General features: G+C 70.2%; 13 protein-coding genes. 6 read left to right on the forward strand and 7 right to left on the reverse strand.

Features of this window, described 5'->3' with window-relative positions; genetic code table 11:
* Positions 1-40 precede the first annotated feature (40 nt).
* Positions 41-1,090 (reverse strand): YbhN family protein, encoded by a 1,050-nt coding sequence (locus tag AB0I43_RS07790; RefSeq protein WP_356972094.1) that lies wholly within the window; start codon positions 1,088-1,090, stop codon positions 41-43.
* Between the two features lie 4 nt (positions 1,091-1,094).
* Positions 1,095-2,615 carry an adenylate/guanylate cyclase domain-containing protein gene (locus AB0I43_RS07795; protein ID WP_356972271.1) on the reverse strand — a complete coding sequence of 507 codons (1,521 nt, stop codon included), beginning with the start codon at positions 2,613-2,615 and terminating at the stop codon, positions 1,095-1,097.
* Positions 2,616-2,717: 102 nt separating this feature from the next.
* On the opposite strand from AB0I43_RS07795, the gene AB0I43_RS07800 reads away from it, so the two are divergent.
* From AB0I43_RS07800 to AB0I43_RS07815, 4 genes are read left to right on the forward strand one after another with little or no spacing between them, the layout of a single operon-like run.
* Positions 2,718-3,974, forward strand: a complete 1,257-nt coding sequence (locus AB0I43_RS07800) for an AI-2E family transporter (protein ID WP_356972095.1) — start codon at positions 2,718-2,720, stop codon at positions 3,972-3,974.
* The gene (locus AB0I43_RS07805) at positions 3,952-5,151 is read left to right on the forward strand and encodes a DUF5931 domain-containing protein (protein WP_356972096.1); all 1,200 of its coding nucleotides are present in this window, start codon (positions 3,952-3,954) and stop codon (positions 5,149-5,151) included. The genes AB0I43_RS07800 and AB0I43_RS07805 overlap by 23 nt, the downstream gene beginning before the upstream one ends.
* Positions 5,148-5,807 carry a response regulator transcription factor gene (locus AB0I43_RS07810; RefSeq protein WP_356972097.1) on the forward strand — a complete coding sequence of 220 codons (660 nt, stop codon included), beginning with the start codon at positions 5,148-5,150 and terminating at the stop codon, positions 5,805-5,807. The genes AB0I43_RS07805 and AB0I43_RS07810 overlap by 4 nt, the downstream gene beginning before the upstream one ends.
* 55 nt (positions 5,808-5,862) lie before the next feature.
* Positions 5,863-6,537, forward strand: a complete 675-nt coding sequence (locus AB0I43_RS07815) for a DUF1707 domain-containing protein (RefSeq protein WP_356972098.1) — start codon at positions 5,863-5,865, stop codon at positions 6,535-6,537.
* A gap of 3 nt (positions 6,538-6,540) precedes the next feature.
* Here AB0I43_RS07815 and AB0I43_RS07820 read toward each other — a convergent pair whose 3' ends face one another.
* A complete protein-coding gene (locus AB0I43_RS07820) occupies positions 6,541-7,731 on the reverse strand; it encodes a helix-turn-helix transcriptional regulator (RefSeq protein WP_356972099.1) in 1,191 nt (396 codons plus the stop codon).
* 286 nt (positions 7,732-8,017) lie between these two features.
* On the opposite strand from AB0I43_RS07820, the gene AB0I43_RS07825 reads away from it, so the two are divergent.
* Positions 8,018-8,476, forward strand: a complete 459-nt coding sequence (locus tag AB0I43_RS07825) for a hypothetical protein (protein ID WP_356972100.1) — start codon at positions 8,018-8,020, stop codon at positions 8,474-8,476.
* Positions 8,477-9,624: 1,148 nt separating this feature from the next.
* The gene (locus AB0I43_RS07830; protein WP_356972101.1) at positions 9,625-11,187 is read left to right on the forward strand and encodes a DUF2339 domain-containing protein; all 1,563 of its coding nucleotides are present in this window, start codon (positions 9,625-9,627) and stop codon (positions 11,185-11,187) included.
* A 620-nt stretch (positions 11,188-11,807) separates the two neighbouring features.
* On the opposite strand, the gene AB0I43_RS07835 is transcribed toward AB0I43_RS07830, so the two are convergent.
* From AB0I43_RS07835 to AB0I43_RS07850, 4 genes are read right to left on the reverse strand one after another with little or no spacing between them, the layout of a single operon-like run.
* Positions 11,808-15,161, reverse strand: coding sequence for an MMPL family transporter (locus tag AB0I43_RS07835; RefSeq protein ID WP_356972102.1), 3,354 nt, complete (start codon positions 15,159-15,161; stop codon positions 11,808-11,810).
* Entirely contained in the window at positions 15,161-15,883 is a 723-nt protein-coding gene (locus AB0I43_RS07840) for an NYN domain-containing protein (protein ID WP_356972103.1), read from the reverse strand. Before AB0I43_RS07840 ends, AB0I43_RS07835 begins: the two co-directional genes overlap by 1 nt.
* The gene (gene trmB, locus AB0I43_RS07845) at positions 15,883-16,731 is read right to left on the reverse strand and encodes a tRNA (guanosine(46)-N7)-methyltransferase TrmB (RefSeq protein WP_356972104.1); all 849 of its coding nucleotides are present in this window, start codon (positions 16,729-16,731) and stop codon (positions 15,883-15,885) included. The genes AB0I43_RS07840 and trmB overlap by 1 nt, the downstream gene beginning before the upstream one ends.
* Before the next feature lie 51 nt (positions 16,732-16,782).
* Positions 16,783-18,243: a lipase family protein gene (locus tag AB0I43_RS07850; protein WP_357431577.1), complete on the reverse strand. Its 1,461-nt coding sequence runs from the start codon at positions 18,241-18,243 to the stop codon at positions 16,783-16,785.
* Between the last annotated feature and the right edge of the window lie 5 nt (positions 18,244-18,248).

The raw sequence follows: 18,248 nt of genomic DNA on the forward strand, positions 1-18,248 counted from the left end.
CGAGTCAGGGTAGTGGACGGCGCGCCCCGCTTCGGCGGCATCACAGCCTGCGCTGCTCGAACTCCTTCTCGAACTCCGCGTCCTCGGCCTGCGGTGTGCGGAACAGGAACGCGAACACGATCCAGCCGACGATCGCCACCAGGATGAAGCTGACCAGCCGGTAGACGAACGCAGCGGCCACCGCCTGCGCGGCGGGCAGCCCGGCGAAGGCGGTGAGACTGTAGATCAGGGTGGCGTCGACGTAGACGATGCCGCCGGGCGCGAACGGGATCGAGCCCACCGCCTTGCCCGCGGTGAACGCGAGCAGCAGGCCCGCCCAGCGCGGGTCGGCGCCGATGGCGTAGCAGGCCGCGCCGAGACAGGCCACGTCGGCGACCCGGTGCATGACCGCCCACAGCGTGACCATGAGCCCGTCGCGCTTGCGCAGGTCCACCGATTCGAGCTGGCCGAGCACCTCGCTCACCTTGGCCATGCCCTGCTCGGGCGGGCGCTTGCGCAGCCGGTTGGCGAAGCCGAGCAGCCGGCGCAGCACCGCCCCCAGCCCGCCGGGATGCTTCGCGACGTAGTTGCCGGCCCAGATCGCCAGCACCACGCCGGCCAGGGTGAGGATGAGTTTGAACGGGCCGACGGAGTTGCCGGCCAGCAGCGCGCCGCCCACGCCGAGCAGCGCCAGCCCCGCGGCCGCGACGACGCCGGAGATCACCAGCTGCCAGGACGCGACCATCGGGCTCGCGCCCCAGCGGCGGGTCTGGCGGTAGGTGAAGGCGGTGGAAAAGACCTGGCCGGCGGGCAATGTCACCGACATGGCGGTGGCGCCGTAGACGACGGCGACCGAGCGGCGCTGCGTGACTTCCACCCCGCCGGCGCGCATGAGCTGTTTCTGCACCCGGCCGAAACCGCTCATGGAAATTGCCTGGAATGCGATACAGAGGGCGAACCAGCCCCAATGAATTTCGCTGAGACTTTGCCACGATTCATGTAATCGCGGCCATAGATAGATACCTTCGCCGACCAGCAAAGCGACCAGCAGAACTCCGAGCAGCCATTTCAGCCAGCGGAATCTGGCACGTCTGGCCGAGGTGGTGGTCACGTGTTCAGCCTAACGAACCGGCCTTTTCGTCGTCGGTATCGACGTGCGGCGGAGAAGATTGCTTCGGCCAGGCGAGACGCGTTTTCCGGCGTCGTCCGCGCAGCTGGACCTCGTCGCCGGATATCCAAAACTCCTGCTCGCTTTCGTCGGCGAAATACAGCGCGCTGCCCGAGGCGAGCACGCGGCCGGGTTGATCTTTGGCCAGTTCGGTCAATCGTGAAGCCTCATTGACCGGGTCGCCGATGACGGTGTATTCGAAACGATTCGCGGCGCCGATATTGCCGGCCACCGCCAGGCCGGCGGACACACCGATTCCGATATCCAGGCCCGGAACCTCGCGCAGCGCCTCGCGCAGCTCGCGGCCCGCGGCCAGGGCGGCGGTGGGCGCGTCCGGACGATCCAGCGGCGCGCCGAAGATCGCCAGCGCGGCATCGCCGACGAACTTGTTGACGAAGCCGTGATGGCGGTCGATCACGTCGACCACGATCCGGAAGAACTCGTTGAGCAGGCTGACCACCTCGGTCGGCGGGCGCTCGGCGGCGGTCGCGGTGGAACCGACCATGTCGACGAAAAGCACCGCCACGAAGCGGGTCTCACCGCCGAGCTCGGTGCCGTAATCCAGCGCGCGCTGGGCGACCTCCTCGCCCACGTGCTGACCGAACAGCTCCTGCAGCTGCCTGCGCTTGGCGGCTTCCTCCATCATGCGGTTGAACCCGACCTGCAGCAGGCCGATCTCGGAGCCGTCGAAGACCTCGACCTGCACGTCGCGCGAGCCCTCCTGCACCCGGTTGATGGCCTGGGACAGCTGGCGGATCGGGTCGGTGATGCTGGAACCGGTCAGCATGGACAGCGCCAGCGCCTGCATGATCACCACGCCGGAGAGCAGCAGGATCGAGATCGCCAGCGACTGCGCCGAGAACTTCACGTCCGAGGTGATCTGGGTGACGCAGAGCAGCACGATCGCGATGGTCGGGGCGAAGGTGCCCATGCCCCAGGTCATCGCCATCCGGGTGCCGACACCCGGGGTCAGCGTGTGATCGAAGGTGCCCTCGGTCAGCGCCTGCGCCGCGACCGGGCGCAGGATGCGTTCGCCGAGAATGTAGGTGAAGCCGAAGACGATGGTGGCGGCCATGCACTCGGTGACGATCACCGCGCCCGCCAGCTCCGGCGTCCGCGAGATGATCAGCGTGGCCAGCACCGCGCCGCCGATCAGCCACAATGCCAGGTGCACGATCGACTGCCGCAGCGGCGCGTGCAGCGCCGCCATCTGCTCCTGGCGGCTGGGCGGGCCGCCGCGCACCTGCCAGCGCATCACCGGGCGCAGCATCAGGGCCGAGGCGAGCAGGCTGAGCAGCCCGCCGATGATGAACACCACGGCGGGCACGAGCAGGCCGGTGCGCCTGGCCCCGGTCGGCTCGCCTTCGGGAACTGGCAGACCGTACTCGATGAACGCCCACACCAGCACGGCGCCGAAGGCATTCGCCAACAGTGTCGAGGCCAGGTACAGCGGCCAGCGCGTTCGCATGGTCTGTTTGACCGCTTCCAGAGGCGCTGACACGCCACCAATCTATCGTTTCGATCATGTGGACACCCGCTCGAGCCCGTGGGCCCCATTAGGCTCGGTGCGGTGACCGAGCAGAAGCAGAGACCGGCTCCCTCGCCGCGCGCGGGCGCCGCCGAAGCGGTGCATCCGCTGGTCCGGCAGTCGGCCGAGTGGGCCTGGCGGTTGCTGGTCATCGCGGCGGCGCTGTGGGTGCTGGCCGCCGTCGTGCAGCGCCTGGCGACGGTGGTGATCCCGCTGGCGATCGCCCTGCTCGCGGCGGGACTGCTCGCGCCGCTGGTGGATTGGCTGCAGCGGCTGGGGGTGCCGCGGGCGGTGGGCGTGTTCGTCGCGCTGATCGGTTCGATCGGCGTGGTCGCCGGGATCATGACCTTCGTCGTCGAACAGTTCGTCGCGGGTCTGCCCAAACTGACCGACGAATTCACCGACAGCGTCAAGAAGGTGCAGGAGTGGCTGATCACCGGGCCGCCGCACCTGAGCAACGAGCAGATCCGCAACGCCGGCGACACCATCGTCAAGACGATCCAATCCAATCAGGACAGCCTGACCAGCGGCGCGCTCACCACGGCCACGGTGATCGGGCACATCCTGACCGGGACGTTCCTGACCCTGTTCATCCTCATCTTCTTCCTCTACGGCGGCGACCAGATCTGGAACTTCGTCACCCGGATCGTGCCGCGGGTGCACCGGGAGCGGGTGCGCGTCGCCGGGCAGCTCGGATTCGGCACGCTGGTCGGTTTCGTGCGCGCCACCGTTGTGGTGGCCGCGGTCGACGCCATCGGTATCGGCGCCGGCCTGGCCATCCTGGGCGTGCCGCTGGCGCTGCCGCTGGCCTCGCTGGTGTTCATCAGCGCGTTCGTGCCGATCATCGGCGCGTTCCTGGCCGGGTTCGTCGCGGTGTTCATCGCCCTGATGACCAAGGGGCTGGTGACGGCGCTGATCGTGCTCGGCATCATCATCGCGGTGATGCAGCTGGAAGGCCATGTGCTGCAACCGCTGCTGCTCGGGCGGGCGGTGAGCATCCATCCGCTGGCGGTGGTGCTGGCGATCACGGCGGGCGTCGTGGTCGGCGGCGTCGCGGGCGGTCTGCTGGCGGTGCCGTTCGTGGCGGTGATGAACACCGCGATCCGATCCCTGCTGGCCGACAGTCCGGAGGAGGCGTTCCAGGACATCCGGCCCGATTCCGGTCGCCTGTATTCGGCCGCGCCCGACCGGCCCGACCCGGACCGGTTCGACGTGACCGCGACCCTGATGCACGAGGAGCAGCGGCCCGACAGCCCGCTGCGGAGCGGGGACGGCGATGACCTGGAACGCGACCGCTGAGCAGACCGCCGCCGAGCTGAATCCGGCGGAGGCGGCCACCGCGCCGCTGTGGCGCGCCGTGCAGGCGTTCCGGCTGGTCACCCTGCTCTACGCGATCGGGCAGCAGGTCGCGTCGGTGCAGTACTACGACAATCAGCGACTGAGCTGGGTGTTCATCGCGCTGATGGCGGTGTGGTCGGGCGCCTCGGCGTTCCTGCTCTCGCACTGGTGGGTCGCGACGGTGGCCCGGGTCCGGTTGTGGGTGGTGCTGGGCGATCACGTCGTGGTGATCCTGCTCATCGCCGCGACCCGCCTGGTCGCCGACTACGACTGGTACCACGGCCATCAGACCCTGCCCACCACGCTGTGGGCCGCGAACGCGGTGATCTCGGCGGCGCTGCTGCGCGGTCCCGTGCTCGGAATCGCCTCCGGCGTCCTGATCTCCATGGTGATCATCACCGTGCGCCAGCAGTGGGGGCAGGACGTGTGGACCGACGCGACCCTGCCGGTACTGGTCTCGACGGGGCTGGCGCTGGGGCTCGCGGCGAATACCGCGCGGCGGGCGCAGGAGCAGTTGCGGCAGGCCGTGCGGTTGACCGCCGCCGCCGAGGAACGCGAGCGGCTGGCCCGCGAGGTGCACGACGGCGTGCTGCAGGTGCTCAGCTACATCAAGCGCCGCGGCACCCAGATCGGCGGTCCCACCGAGGAATTGGCGCAGCGGGCCGGCGAGCAGGAGGTGGCGCTGCGCGTGCTGATCTCCGAGCAGGGGGTGCGCGGCGACGCGGGCGGGGCGGAGGTGGATCTGCGGCCGCTGCTCACCGTGCACGCGACGCCGCGCGTCTTCGTCTCCACCCCCGGCGATCCGGTGCCGGTGGGCCGGTGGGCGGCCACCGAGCTGGCGGCGGTGGTGGCCAACGCGCTGTCCAATGTGGAACTGCACGCCGGGCCCGGCGCGAAAGCCTATGTGCTGCTGGAGGACACCGGCGACGAGCTGATCGTCAGCGTGCGCGACGACGGCGTCGGCATCGCGCCCGGGCGGCTGGCCGAGGCGGAGGCCGAGGGCCGGATGGGCGTCTCGCGCTCCATGGTCGGGCGGATCGCCACGCTGGGCGGCACCGCCGAACTGCTGACCGCCGACGACGGCACCGAATGGGAGTTCCGCGTCCCGCGCAGCACCGGAGAACAGGAGAAACCATGACGGACAGTGCGGCGATCTCGGTGATGGTGGTGGACGACCATCCGATGTGGCGCGACGGAGTCTCCCGCGACCTCACCGAGGCCGGGTTCGACGTCGCGGCCACCGCCGACGGGGTGGGTTCGGCGACCCGCCGCGCGGCGGCGGTGCAGCCTGCGGTGGTGCTGATGGACATGCAGCTCACCGACGGAAACGGGGCCCAGGCCACCGCCGAGGTGCTGCGGGTGTCGCCGCAGAGCCGGGTGCTGGTGCTCTCGGCCTCGGCCGAACGCGACGACGTGCTCGACGCGATCAAGGCCGGCGCCTCGGGATACCTGGTGAAGAGCGCGTCCTCGGCCGAGCTGATCGAGGCGGTCCGCGCGACCGCCGCCGGACAGCCGGTGTTCACGCCGGGCCTGGCCGGGCTGGTGCTCGGCGAATACCGCCGGATGGCGACCACGCCGGCCGCGCCGGACGAACCGCACCGGCCCGCGCTCACCGAACGCGAGACCGAGGTGCTGCGGATGGTCGCGAAGGGGCTGTCCGCCAAGCAGATCGCCTCCCGGCTCGGTCTCAGCCATCGCACCGTGGAGAACCACGTGCAGGCCACACTGCGGAAGCTGCAACTGGCGAACCGGGTCGAACTCACCAGGTACGCGATCGAGCAGGGCCTGGAATGAGGATTCCGGGTTTACCCGGATGTCGGGCGCGGCGCTGATCGCTACCCTCGATGACATGGGTGGCCCGGAAGCAGTCAACGGTGCGGGTGGCACGGTCGGCGACCGCGAACTGCGCGTCTCCGACGCCGAACGCGAACATGTCGGTGAGTTGCTGCAGCGCGCCGTGGGGCTCGGCATGCTCTCGCTCGGTGAGTTCACCGAGCGCATGGACACGGCCCTGGCCGCCAAGACACGCGGCGAGCTCAACGCCGTGCTCATCGATCTGCCCGGGGTCCGGCTGATCGGTCAGCCCGCCGCGCCGCGCACCCGCTTCGTCAACGCCGCACCGGGTTTCGTCAAGCCCGCGGGGCTGGAGCCGGTGCCGGGGAATGTGATCCGCAGCCGCATGTCGGGGGTCACCCGCAAGGGCCCCTGGCAGGTGCCGCCGGTGCTGCGCCTGAACAACTGGTTCTCCGGGGTCACCCTCGATTTCACCGAGGCGATCATGTCCACCCAGGTCGTCGAGCTGCACGTCGACGATTACTTCGGCTCGCTGAACCTGATCGTGCCCGCCGCCGCCACCGTCGACATGAACGGTCTCGACCTGATCGGCTCGGGCATCAACAACAAGGTGCGCACCGGGCCGCCGCCGGGGCCGCTGCACCTGGTCGTCCGGGGGCAGCTGCGGTTCGGCTCGGTCACCGCCAAGCATCCGTTCATCGCGCACTGGCGCAAACTGCTCGGGCAGTAGCGCTCAGCTGTGCACGCCCAGGCGATGGGCGAAGGCGCGCAACGGGGTGCGGCGGTCGTGATCGAGCAGCTCGGAGACGATGTGGCGGGGCAGTGACTGGTATTTGATCCAGTCCGGTCCGCCGACGCGTTCGGCGCGCAGCAGCGCGTCCAGGGCGCGGGCGTGCCGGCCGGTGCGGGTCCAGGCGACGGCGGTGTCGGCGAGGTGGCGGGCGCGAGAGGCCTGCGGCAGGCCGATGGTCTCCGGCATCCGGCCCGCGGCCGCGAGGGCCTCGGCATAGCGCTCGGAGGAGACGTTCACATCCACCGTCTGCATGACGACCTGCGAAGGGCCGAAATAGGTTTCGTAATCCCGGCGGTCGCCGCCGATCCGCAGCGCCACCTCGCCCGCGGTGTCGATCAGCGACAGGGCCTCGGGGACGTTCTGCGCGCGTCCGGCCGCCGTCGCCCCCTGGAGCACCAGGGAACCGTAGGAGGACAGGTGCGCCGGACCGGCCTCGCCGGTCGGTTCCAGTTCCGCGGCGGCGTGCAGCGCGACCCGGCGGGACTCGTCGTAGCGGCCCTGCACCAGCAGCTGCCAGGCCACCGAGCCCCGAATCGTGGCCAGCAGCAACGGATCCGCGCCCTGTTCGGCGGCCGCCAGGGCCTGGCGGACGGCCAGGAACGCGGGATCGGTCTGGCCGAGATGGACCAGGGTGCAGCCGGTGACCCAGTACAGGCGGGCCAGCAGTTCGTGTGCGGGCGCGACCGCGCCGTTGCGGGCCGCGTGCGCCGTGGCGCGCAGTTGGACCAGGCTGGACGGGAGAATCGTGGTGAGCAGCTCGTAGCGGCCGACCCAGTAGGCGCCCCAGGCGTAATCGACTGCGCGCGAGCCCGCTTCGAGGGTGATCGCCTCCTCCTCGGGCGGTTCGCCGAGCAGGTCGTCGACGGGGGTGAGGGCGCGGCGGATCGCCACGATGCCCGCGTCGGGATTGCCCGAGGGCACGCCGTGGCGTTTTCCGATCAGATCGGCGATGTCGACGTCCAGGGCGCGCGCCAGCTTCTGCAGGCTGGCGATGGAGGCGGTCTGCCGGCCGCCCTGTTCCAGTTTGCGCACCAGGTCGACGCTGACCCCGGCCTGGTCGGCGAGCTGACGTTGCGTGAGCGCCTTGCCGCGGAAGCGCCGGATCCGCACGCCGATCGACGAATCGTCCATCTACCCAATTCCTTTGTTACATCCACGTTTCAGAGTACGACGCTAAGTGGTTGCGCTGGTGAAAAGTGGGACATTGCGTACGACTTCCTCCGCGCTGTTCGGAATATCGTTGTGTTTCTGCAACTTTGAGAAAGCAAAGGGCGGCGGCAATGACCACAACGATGCCGATGACCATTCTCCGCGCCGACCGCGCGGCCGGTGCACTGCTCACGGGCGATATCCAGCGCCTACAGAAATCGGCGGCCTTATCGGAGGGGGACAGCACGATCGGCCGGAGGTGAGCGTCATGTTCGAAAGCTGTCACAATCCGCACGAGGTCGCGCACCTGCTGCGCCGCCGCTTCGGGCTGCCGGTGCAGTTGCTCGCGGGCCGGCCCATGATCACCACGGGCTCGATCATCGGCGCGCTGGTCATGCCGCCGAACCTGGGCTGTGAAGTGCTGGGCGCGCTCGACTCCGAGCTCCAGACCCCCGTGGTCGCCGACCCCGGTGGCCGCACCTGGACCTTCCTGGTCGCGCCGCCGAGCCCGGGCAAGCCGGTGGACATCGCCACCCGCAGCCACCTGGCCGCGCACGAGGTCACCGTCGTCCCCAGCGGCCGCTACGTCCTGCTACCCACCACCGACTCCCTGCTCGGCTGGCACTGGGCCGCCGAACCGGCCCCCGGCGTGCTGCGCATGCCGCCCCGCAACGCGGTCATCGACGCGGTCCACCGCGTGATCGCGTTACACGCGGCCACCCCCTGATCCCGGCGATCCCACCCGGCCACCCCGGGTGGGATCAGCCACCGACCAGCGGAAATCACGTAGAACCCGGCACCGCCCCGAGTGTTTCTACTCATGTTCGACGCCCCCGCGCGGCCCACCATCGAACCATGACTACAGCAATCGACCCGGTGCTGCTCACCCGGCTGTCGGGCGAATTCACCGCGCTGGGCACACAAATGGGCGACCTGGGCCGCGACCTCGCCCTCCTCCGCACCCAGATCGCCGCCGGCACCACCGCCACCCAGGCGGTCACCGAGGCCGCCGCAACCCTCCCACCCGCCCCGGAACGTCCGCCGGGGGATACGGCCGGGACGGCGCGAATGCCCGGAGTGGATCAGCCGCCGCACGAAATCTATACGCGCGCAGCGACGGAACCCGCGCAGGCGGGTGGCTCAGCCGGAGATGCCCGGCGCTCCGTGCGGCCGCAGGAATGGGCGATTCCTGAGGTTGGAGACATTCCCCCGGCCGAGACTCCGCTTCCCGCGCAGCCTGATCCGGCCGCGCCACGGTCTCGCTCACCACGCGCTGGCGATGCCCGGGGTGTCGAGGTTCCGCACGGGCAGGTCTCACCGTGGTCGCGCGAAACCGCAGAGTCGCAGAGCGCAGATACTCCTGCAACCGCCCCCGATCAGAGCCGGGCGCAGTCCGCGCAAGCCGGCCCGGACGAGGCAGCGCCGCCGAATGTGGCTGTGCCGCTTTCGCACTCGCCTGCTCTTGTACCAACCAGTGGACCGCACAGCGTGGTCGCCCCGGGCGCCAGCGGCCTACAAGGTGTCGCAAGTGGCGTGCCGCAGGAGGGCGCTGCTCCGCCGAGTGGCGGGGGTGTCGCTGGCCCGGGTGGGGATCGGCAGTGGAATGTTGCTGGGCCGGAGAGTGGTGCGCAGCAACGGGTGTCTGCGCAGACGGGGGTGCCGCAGGCAGGCGCGGCGTGGTCGGGCGGGGTGGGGCACGGTGGTCCTGGGGTGGGGTGGGCGGCGCAGGGGGTGCCGTATGGGCCGCAGGGGGTGCCCGTCGGGTGGGGTCCGCCGCAGGGGGGTTGGGGGGCGGTTCCGCCGGTGGGGCGGCCGCCGGTTGGGCCGCGGGCGGGTGGGACGCCGTGGTGGCAGCGGGAAGGGGTGATCAGTCGGGTGCTCGCTGTGGCCGGGGTGGGGGTGACGTTGGTCGGGGTGGTGATGTTGCTGGTGCTGGCGGCGCAGGCCGGGGTGTTCGGGCCGGTGCCGAGAGTGGTTGCCGGGGCGGTGTTCTCGGGTGTGCTCGTGGGGGCGGGGATGCGGGTGTTCGGGCGGGCCGGTGGGCGGGTCGGGGGGATTGCGCTGGCGGCCACGGGGTTCGCGGGGGCGTACCTCGATGTGGTGGCGGTTACCGCGATCTACGAATGGGTGCCGCGGGTCGGGGGATTGGGGCTGGCGCTGGCTGTGGCCGCTGGCGGGGTCGCGTTGGCGGTGCGGTGGAACGCGCAGGGGCTGGCCGTGCTGGTGGTGGCCGGGGCGGCGGTGCTGGCGCCGGTGGTCACGGCGGAGTTGGTGTTGCTCGGGTTCCTGATCGTGTTGCAGGTGACCTGTCTGCCGGTGCAATTGATCAAGGATTGGGCTGCGCTGCATATTGTCCGGACACTGCCGGCGGTGCTGGCGACGCTGCTGTACGTGGTGATCGCCGGGTTCGATTCGGGGCGGCGGGATCAGGCGCACTGGGTGCTCGCGGCCGCGGTCGTGATCGCGGTGGCCGGGCTGGCGGGGACGCTGCTGGTGGTGCGGAAGCGGCCGGGCGATGTCACCGCCACGGTGGCTTTCGCGATTTCGGCGGTGCCGTTGCTGGCGGTGGTCGCGCTCTTCGATCGCCTGCCCGGCATAGTCGTCGCGGGTGTGACCGCCGCCGTGCTGACAGCGGTCGCGGTGGCCGCGATGCTGCCGAATCTCCGTGCCGTGACTCGGATCCCGGTGCACACGGGGATCGCCGCGGCCGTCGCGGGCGGCTTCGCGCTCCTCGAGGTCTGCATTCAGGCGACTCGGGTGCAGACCGCGCCGATCGCCCTGTTCCTGATCGCGCTCGGGTATCTCGGTGTCGCCGGGCAGCAACGCAACCGCGTCGCGGCGGCCATCGGCGGTGTGTTCGCGCTGCTGGGCGCGCTCACCTTCGTGGACCGCGTCGATCCGGAAACCCTTGCGGTGCAACGGCTGGCGGAGCGCACGCTGGATCTGCCGTCCGCTCTCGCCGCACTCCTGGGCGTGGCGGTGCTGGCGGTCGCCGTGTGGGGTCTGCGCCGGACGCCCGCGTTCACCGCCGACGAAACCGTCCGCTCGATGCTCTGGATCTTCGCCAGCGGCGCGGCCCTCTACGCCGTCACCGCCGCGACGGTCGCCCTCGGCGTCGCCAGCGGCGCGACCGACGGGTTCGTCATCGGCCACAGCGTCGCCACCATTCTGTGGATGGCCGCCGCCACTGCCGCCCTGCTCAACGGCCTGCGCCACCTGTCCCGCTCGACGGCGGTCGCGAAAGTCGCCCTGGGCTCGGGCTTGCTGGTCACCGCGGCGGCCCTGACCAAACTGTTCCTCTTCGACCTCGCGACACTCGACGGCCTGATCCGCGTCGCCGCCTTCCTCATCGTCGGCGTCCTCCTGCTCCTGGCCGGCACCCGCTACGCCCGCGCCTTCGCGGAAGCCGGCGACCCGCCCGATCGCGACGCACGTTGAACGATCCGACACCCAGCGGTGCTACTCCGGGCAGCCCACTATCCACGGGCCGATGTCTTGGCCGCGATCGACCCGGGGTGGCGACTACTACGCCGGGATCGGCCGTGAGATTCGCAACCTGGCGGTGCTATCCGGGGTAGCCCCACGAGCTGCGGGACGATGTCTGGCCGCGATCGACCTGGGCGGCGGCGACTACCACGCCGGGATCGGCCGTGAGATTCGCAACCCGGCGGTGCTGCCCGGGGTAGCCCACCGTCTGCGGGCTGATGTGATGGCTGCGATCGATCTGGGGGTGGCGACTACTACGCCGGGATCGGCCGTGAGATTCGCAACCCGGCGGTGCTGCCCGGAGTAGCCCCACCGTCCGCGGGCCGATGTGATGGCTGCGATCGACCTGGGGGTGGCGACTACTACGCCGAGATCGGCCGTGAGATTCGCAACCCGGCGGCGCTATCCGGAGCAGCCCCATGATCTGCGGGCCGACGTCCTGGCCGCGATCGACCTGAGCGGCGGCGAATGCGGCGCCGACATCGGAGGTGTGATCCGCACCCGGGGGTTGCCTGCACGAGATAGCAAGAGGGCCCGTCCGATTCGATCGGACGGGCCCTCTGATGTCGGTGTTATTCCTCTTCGCGGCGGCGCAGCAATTCGTTGACGCTGACCGTGCGCCCGTCGGCGCCGCTGTGGCGTCCGGGCTCGGCGCCGGCGATCCGGCGGCGCGAGGAGCGCAGTTCGGCCATCCAGTTCTCGATGCTGCTGCGGCTGTCGTCCGGTGTCGCGTCGGGCTCTTCGGCCGCGTGATGATGCGTCGGCTGGGCCTGCGGTTCCGGGGTGAAGGGCTCGGTGTTGGCCGGCTCGGGTTCGGGGGCGGGCGGAACTCGGCGCGCCAGCTCGGGGGAGGGGACCGGTGGAGCCACGCGCGGCCGTGTCGGATCCGGCGCCGCGGGCATCGGGGTGGGTTGGGTCGGCCCCGGTCTAGGCGGCTCGGCCGGACCCTGCGGCGGACGCACCCGCGCGGAATCCTGCGGCGGCAGCACGCGTGCTGAATCCTGCGGCGGCAGTACCCGTGCCGAATCCTGGGGCGGCAGTACGCGTGCGGAGTCGGGTCGTCCCTGGGGCGGCACCGCTCGCACCGAATCGGGCTGTCCCTGCGGCGGCAGCACGCGGGCCGAATCCGGTTGGCTCTGCGGCGAAGCCCCCCGCGCCGAATCCGGACGCGGCGAGACACGAGGGGAGTCAGTGTGGTCTTGGGGCGCGGACCCGCGAGTGGCGTCCGGTTGCCCGTGCGGCGGTGTCAGCCGAGCTGAGTCGGGCTGTCCCTGCGGAGGCGTCGCGCGGGCCGAGTCGGGCTGTCCCTGGGCAGGCGTCGCGCGGGCCGAGTCCGGTTGTCCATGCGAAGGTGACACGCGAGCCGAGTCCGCTGGCCCGTGCGGCAAGGACACGCGAGCAGAGTCCGTCTGCCCATGCTGCGGAGATACGCGAGTCGAGTCCGACTGACCCTGTGGCGAAATGTGCGCGGCGTCGGACTGCCCCGGAGCAACCCGGGCCGAATCCGTCTGCCCCTGCGGCGGCAGCACGCGCGGCGAATCCTTGGGCGGCAGCACCTGGGGTGTGCGCGGCGGGGTCGGCTGGGTGACCGGCGGCACCTTGTCCAGGCGCTGCGTCGGCGCCTCGGCCTCGATTTCGGCGACGGTGCGCGGGCGGCGCGGTGAGCGCGGGCGGTCGCCGTCGGCGACGGCGGGCATCACCATGGTGACGGGGTCGGTGACCGGCGTGGTCTTCACCAGGTCGACGAGTTCGCCGCCGCCGGGGCGCTCGTCGTCGAGGATCGGCTCGCCGAGCCCGATCTTCTGCTGCACCTTCTTCATCCACTTCGGCGCCCACCAGCAGTCGTCGCCGAGCAGCTTCATGGTGGCGGGGACGAGCAGCATGCGCAGGATGGTGGCGTCGATGAGCAGCGCGGCGACCATGCCGTAGGCCAGGTACTGCATCATCACCAGGTCGGAGAACGCGAACGCGCCGACGACGACGAGCAGGATGAGGGCCGCGGCGGTGATGATCCGGCCGGTCTGCGCGGTGCCGATGCGCACCGCCTCGGTGGTGGACGCGCCTTGCGCGCGCGCCTCCACCATGCGGGAGAGCAGGAAGACCTCGTAGTCGACCGACAGACCGTAGACCACGGCGATGATCAGCACCAGGATCGGCGACATGATCGGCTGCGGCGTGAAATTCAACAGCCCGGACCCGTGACCGTCGATGAAGATCCAGGTCAGGATGCCCAGCGTGGAGCCGAGGCCGAGCGCGCTCATCAGCGCGGCCTTGATCGGCAGCACCAGCGACCCGAAGGTCAGGAACATCAGCAGCATGGTGACGCCGAGCACCAGCGCGATCATCATCGGCATCCGGTCGACCAGGGCGTCGATGCTGTCCTTGGTCATCGCGGGTGTGCCGCCGACGTACATCTGCACGTCGTCGGGCACGTCGAGATCGCGCAGGTACTCGATGGTCGGGTCGTAGTTCTCCGAGTCCGCCAGGGTGGCGGTGGTGCGGTAGATGGTGGAGTCCTTGGTGGAACGCGAGGGCACCTCGAACGGGCCGGCCAGGCCGGGCGCCGCGTTCGCTTCCTTCCACACCTTGCCGACGCTGCCGCTGTTCGGCGAGACGAAGATGAGCATGATCGGGTCGGTCTTGCGCAGCGGGAAGATCTCGTCGAAGTGCTGCTGCGCCAGGCGGGTCGAATTGTCCGGCGGCAGATAGCGTTCGTTGATGCCGCCGAAGGCCAGGTTCTTCACCGGGATGATCAGCAGCAGCAGGATGATGGTGATCGGAACGGCGATCTTGAGCGGGTGCTGCATCACCCAGCGGGTGGAGCGCCCCCAGAAGCCGTTCTCCACCTCTTCGGCGGTCTTGGTCTTGCGGAAAGCCTTGAGCCCGAGCCAGTCCACGCGCTTGCCGAGCACCGCGAGCATGGCGGGCAGGATGGTGATGGAGGTCAGCGCGGCCAGGGTGACCGTCGCGATCGCGCCGTAGGCGATGGACTTCAGGAAGCCCTGCGGGAACAGCAGCAGGCCGGCGAGGCTGGCCACGATCATGGTCGCGGAGAAGACGACGGTGCGGCCCGCGGTCATCACGGTGCGGCGCACGGCGGCCTTGGTGTCGTAGCCCTCGGCGAGTTCCTCACGGAATCGGCTGACTATGAACAGGCCGTAGTCGATGGCCAGGCCGAGGCCGATCATCGAGACGATATTGCCGACGAAGTTGTTCACCTCGGTGAACCGCGTCAGCAGCATCACGATGCCGTTGGCGCCGATGATCGTCAGACCACCGACGATCAGCGGTAATCCGGCCGCGACGATGCCGCCGAAGATGAAGAACAGCAGCACGGCCACCGCCGGGAAGGCGATGACCTCCATGCGCTTGGAGTCGTGGGCGATGGTGTCGTTGAGCGTGCCCGCCACCGGTTGCAGACCCGCGACCTCGGTGGTGATGCCCGGAACGCCGAAGACGTCTTTGACCGCGCGATAGTTGCGCACCATGTCGGTGTCGTTGTCACCGACGATCGCGAGCGAGGCGAAGGTGTACTTCTTGTCCTTGGAGCCGAACAGCGAGGGCTGCGCCGGGCCGGTCTTGGTCTGCCAGTAGGCGCCGTTGACCTTGGCGATCTGGTCCGGGTACTGCTCGGGCAGCCGGTTCAGGCTTTCCAGGACCTTGGCTTTGAACTCCGGATCATCGATCGTCTTGCCCTCGGGCGCCGCATAGAGCACCAGGACATCGCTGTTGTGGTCGCGCCCGTAGGAGGCGTCCGAGATCCGCGCAGCCTGAGTGGATTGCGACGTGGGATCGTCGAAGCCGCTGGAGCTGAGATGGTCATTGACGCCGAGGCCGTAGTAGCCCAGCGCGAGAAGAGCGGCCGCGACCACGCCGATGACGGCGAAGCGCAGCTTGTGGACCAGATCGCCCCAGCGTGTGAACACTAAGCGACTCCTTGGGCGGGGCGAGAGGTGAGCAGTGCCGACAGCGGCCGGAACGGCTGCAGCCAAGCACCCTCGTCGGGCAGCGAGTCGAGGCTGACCCGGGGCAGTGGTTCACGGAACACACCCGGGATGTCCTCGAGATCGATGAACTCGAGACTATCCGATGTGACGGCCCAACTCGCGTGCTCGCGGAAGCCTAATACTTGTACGGGGATTCCGTGCGCGGCAAGTTTTTCCAGGGGTTCGCGAAAGGCCTGGCCGTCGGCGGAGGCGACCATGATTCCGGCGAGACCGGCGCCGCGGCTGCGCAGCTCGATATGGCCCAGCATGTCGGCGTCGACATCGGAGTCCTCGTCGACCTTCGGCTTGGCGAAGACCGCGTAACCCACATTGCGCAGCGCCTCCACCCACGGCCGCACCACGTCGGCGGTGCCGGGCGCGATATTCGTGAAGACCGTCGCCTCGGGCTCCACCCGGCTCTGGCTGCCGACCGAGAGTTCCGCGGTGCGGGCCAGCAGCCAGCGGCCGAGCGCGTCGAAGCGCGGCCGGTAGGCGGCGGTCGGCCGGCCGCCGAGGATGGCGCCGAGGCCCATGTCGAGGTTCGGCGCGTCCCAGACGAGCAGGACCCGGCGCACGTCCGGTGTGGAGACACTCAGACTTTCGGGGCCCCGCACCTCTCCGGCAACATCCGGAACCTCGGCGGCCATCTCACTGGCGATCATCATTCGATCTTGCCCCATATGAACTCTGTGATCGCGCTTCCGGCGCGATGCGCCTTGCCTTCGAATTTCGTGACGGGACGGTCGAACCCGATCGGCGCGGTGTCGCGATGCTCCGCGCTGACGCCGCCCGTCGTTTCGTTCAGGCCGATGAGCTGCGGTTCTTCGGCACCGACGGCGGCGATCCACTCGGCGTAGTCGGCATGGTCGGTGGCGACGTGCAGCACGCCGCCGGGTCGCAGGCGGCTGGCGATCAGCGCCAGCGTGGCGGGCTGCAGCAGCCGGCGCTTGTGGTGGCGGGCCTTGGGCCACGGATCCGGAAAGAACACTCGGACGCCCGTGAGCGAATTTTTGGCAACCATATTCTCGAGGACATCGACGGCGTCGCCGCGCAGCAGCCTGATGTTGCCGATGTGCTCGCGCTCGATGCGCTGCACCAGCTGGGCCAGCCCCGGCTGGTACACCTCGATCCCGATCAGGTTCAGGTGCGGCTCGGCCTGGGCCATTTCGGCGGTCGCGGTGCCGGTGCCGCAGCCGATCTCGATGACCAGCGGCGCGGAGCGGCCGAACCAGGCGTCGGCGTCCAGCGGCTCGTCGCCGACCGGGCGGCCGATGCTCGGCCACATGCGATCCCAGGACGCCTGCTGATTCGGCGTCAGCGCGCCGCGCCGGGAGCGGAAGCTGGTGACCCGCGGGTAGAGGCGGGACCCGGTCGTCGATCGGCGGCCGGCTTCGAGGGGAACCTCCGAGTTCACCCACCCCGCCAGCTCCGCCGGCTGTCGTTCCCCGGGGGTGGACGGCCCCGGAACCGACTCGTCAGTTTGGTTGGCGGCGTCGTTCACGGGCTCCATTGTGCCTGCCAGTCCGGTTACCCCGATATTCAGGCCGGACCGAGGCGCGGGTCAGGCGGCGCGTTCGCTGCGTAGCCGTGGTGCGGGGGTGGTCTCCGGGCGCAGCGGCTGACCCAGCACGCAACGCGCCGCCGTCGCCGCCATCTCCAGCACGCCGCGCAGCCCGGCCGGGGACGCGAGCACCGACCAGACGGTGGCGTCGGCGCCGGCGGGCACCGGCTGCCCGGCCAGCCGATCGGCCAGCCAGGCCAGGCTGATCGGCGTGTGCAGCACCAGCATGGAGAAGTGCTCGCTGAGCCGGTCGCGCACATAGGTGACGTGCGCGCCGCCGTCGCGATAGCGGGCCACCTGGCCGTCCACGCCGTCCATGTGGATGACCTGGTCGTGCACCGGCTGCACGACCAGCAGCGGACAGTCCGGGGTGGAATTGCCCAGGCGCAGATCGTCGAACATGGCCTTGAACTCAGGCGTGTCGAGCACCTGCTCCAGCGGTTCGCCGGTGAGGTAGTCGCCGAGTTTGCGGTTGGCCAGCCCGACGATCGAGCCGACGGGAGTGGAGCTCTGCGCGTGCGCGACGAACTTCTGCCCGTCGGCGGTCAGGCCCTCGCGCACCACCGCGCCGAGGGCGGGGTAGAGCCGGTGCAGCGCGGCGATCACCACGGCGGGCAGCCCGGCGTAGGGGGTGCCGTTGAGCCGCAGGAAGACCTGCCCGGGGTCGCCGACGGGCGCGCCCAGCACCGCGCCGACCAGATCCAGCTCCGGCGCGTAGGTGGGCGCCATCTCGACCAGCCAGGAACTGGCCATGCCGCCGCCGGAATAGCCCCAGGCCGCGACCTGGGTGCGCGGGTGCAGGCCGAGCGGCGCGAAGCTCAGCGCGGCGCGCACGCCGTCGAGCGCGCGATATCCGGGTTCGCGCGGCGCGCCGAAATTGCCCTGCGGACCCTCGTGATCGGCGATCGACACCGCCCAGCCGCGGCGCAGCGCGTTGGCCACGAGCAGCCACTCGAACTGGGTGACCGCGCCGATGGCGCGGGCGCCGCGGCGCAGAGCGTAAGAGGGGGCGCACTTCTCGGCGACCGCGTCCATCGCGGTCTGGAACGCGAGCAGCGGCCGCTCCTCCTCCGGATCCGCGCCCGCGGGCAGCAGGACGGTGGTGACGGCGACCTCGGGCGTGCCGTGCAGATCGTTGCTGCGGTAGAGCAGCTGCCAGGCCGAAACCTGCTGCGGCACCAGGCCGAACAGCGCCGGCTCGATCCTGCGGCTGCGCAGCACCGTGCCCGGGGCGCGATTCGCGAAACCCCTGGGCGGCCGGTGGAACGGATCGGCGCTGGGCAGCGGCGGGGTCTTGCCGGAGAGCAGCTGGGCCGAATTCAGCAGGATCTGGGCGGAATTGACCGCGATCCGGGCCGAATTCCGCAGGATCTGGGCGGCGGTGCCGCGAGTGTCCTGTGCGCTGATCCGCTGGTCGCGAACCGGCTCCGGTGTGGTGTCGGCAATGGCTTCGATGCCCATCACAA

The organism is Nocardia sp. NPDC050435 (assembly GCF_040655395.1).
GTDB lineage: Bacteria > Actinomycetota > Actinomycetes > Mycobacteriales > Mycobacteriaceae > Nocardia.

Bases quoted from the DNA above. Each gene is read 5' to 3' on its own strand.
- AB0I43_RS07850 (WP_357431577.1), bottom strand. From the start codon at position 18,243: ATGGGCATCGAAGCCATTGCCGACACCACACCGGAGCCGGTTCGCGAC.
- AB0I43_RS07805 (WP_356972096.1), top strand. From the start codon at position 3,952: ATGACCTGGAACGCGACCGCTGAGCAGACCGCCGCCGAGCTGAATCCG.
- AB0I43_RS07825 (WP_356972100.1), top strand. From the start codon at position 8,018: ATGTTCGAAAGCTGTCACAATCCGCACGAGGTCGCGCACCTGCTGCGC.
- AB0I43_RS07820 (WP_356972099.1), bottom strand. From the start codon at position 7,731: ATGGACGATTCGTCGATCGGCGTGCGGATCCGGCGCTTCCGCGGCAAG.
- trmB (WP_356972104.1), bottom strand. From the start codon at position 16,731: ATGGAGCCCGTGAACGACGCCGCCAACCAAACTGACGAGTCGGTTCCG.
- AB0I43_RS07815 (WP_356972098.1), top strand. From the start codon at position 5,863: ATGGGTGGCCCGGAAGCAGTCAACGGTGCGGGTGGCACGGTCGGCGAC.
- AB0I43_RS07795 (WP_356972271.1), bottom strand. From the start codon at position 2,615: ATGCGAACGCGCTGGCCGCTGTACCTGGCCTCGACACTGTTGGCGAAT.
- AB0I43_RS07840 (WP_356972103.1), bottom strand. From the start codon at position 15,883: ATGATCGCCAGTGAGATGGCCGCCGAGGTTCCGGATGTTGCCGGAGAG.
- AB0I43_RS07810 (WP_356972097.1), top strand. From the start codon at position 5,148: ATGACGGACAGTGCGGCGATCTCGGTGATGGTGGTGGACGACCATCCG.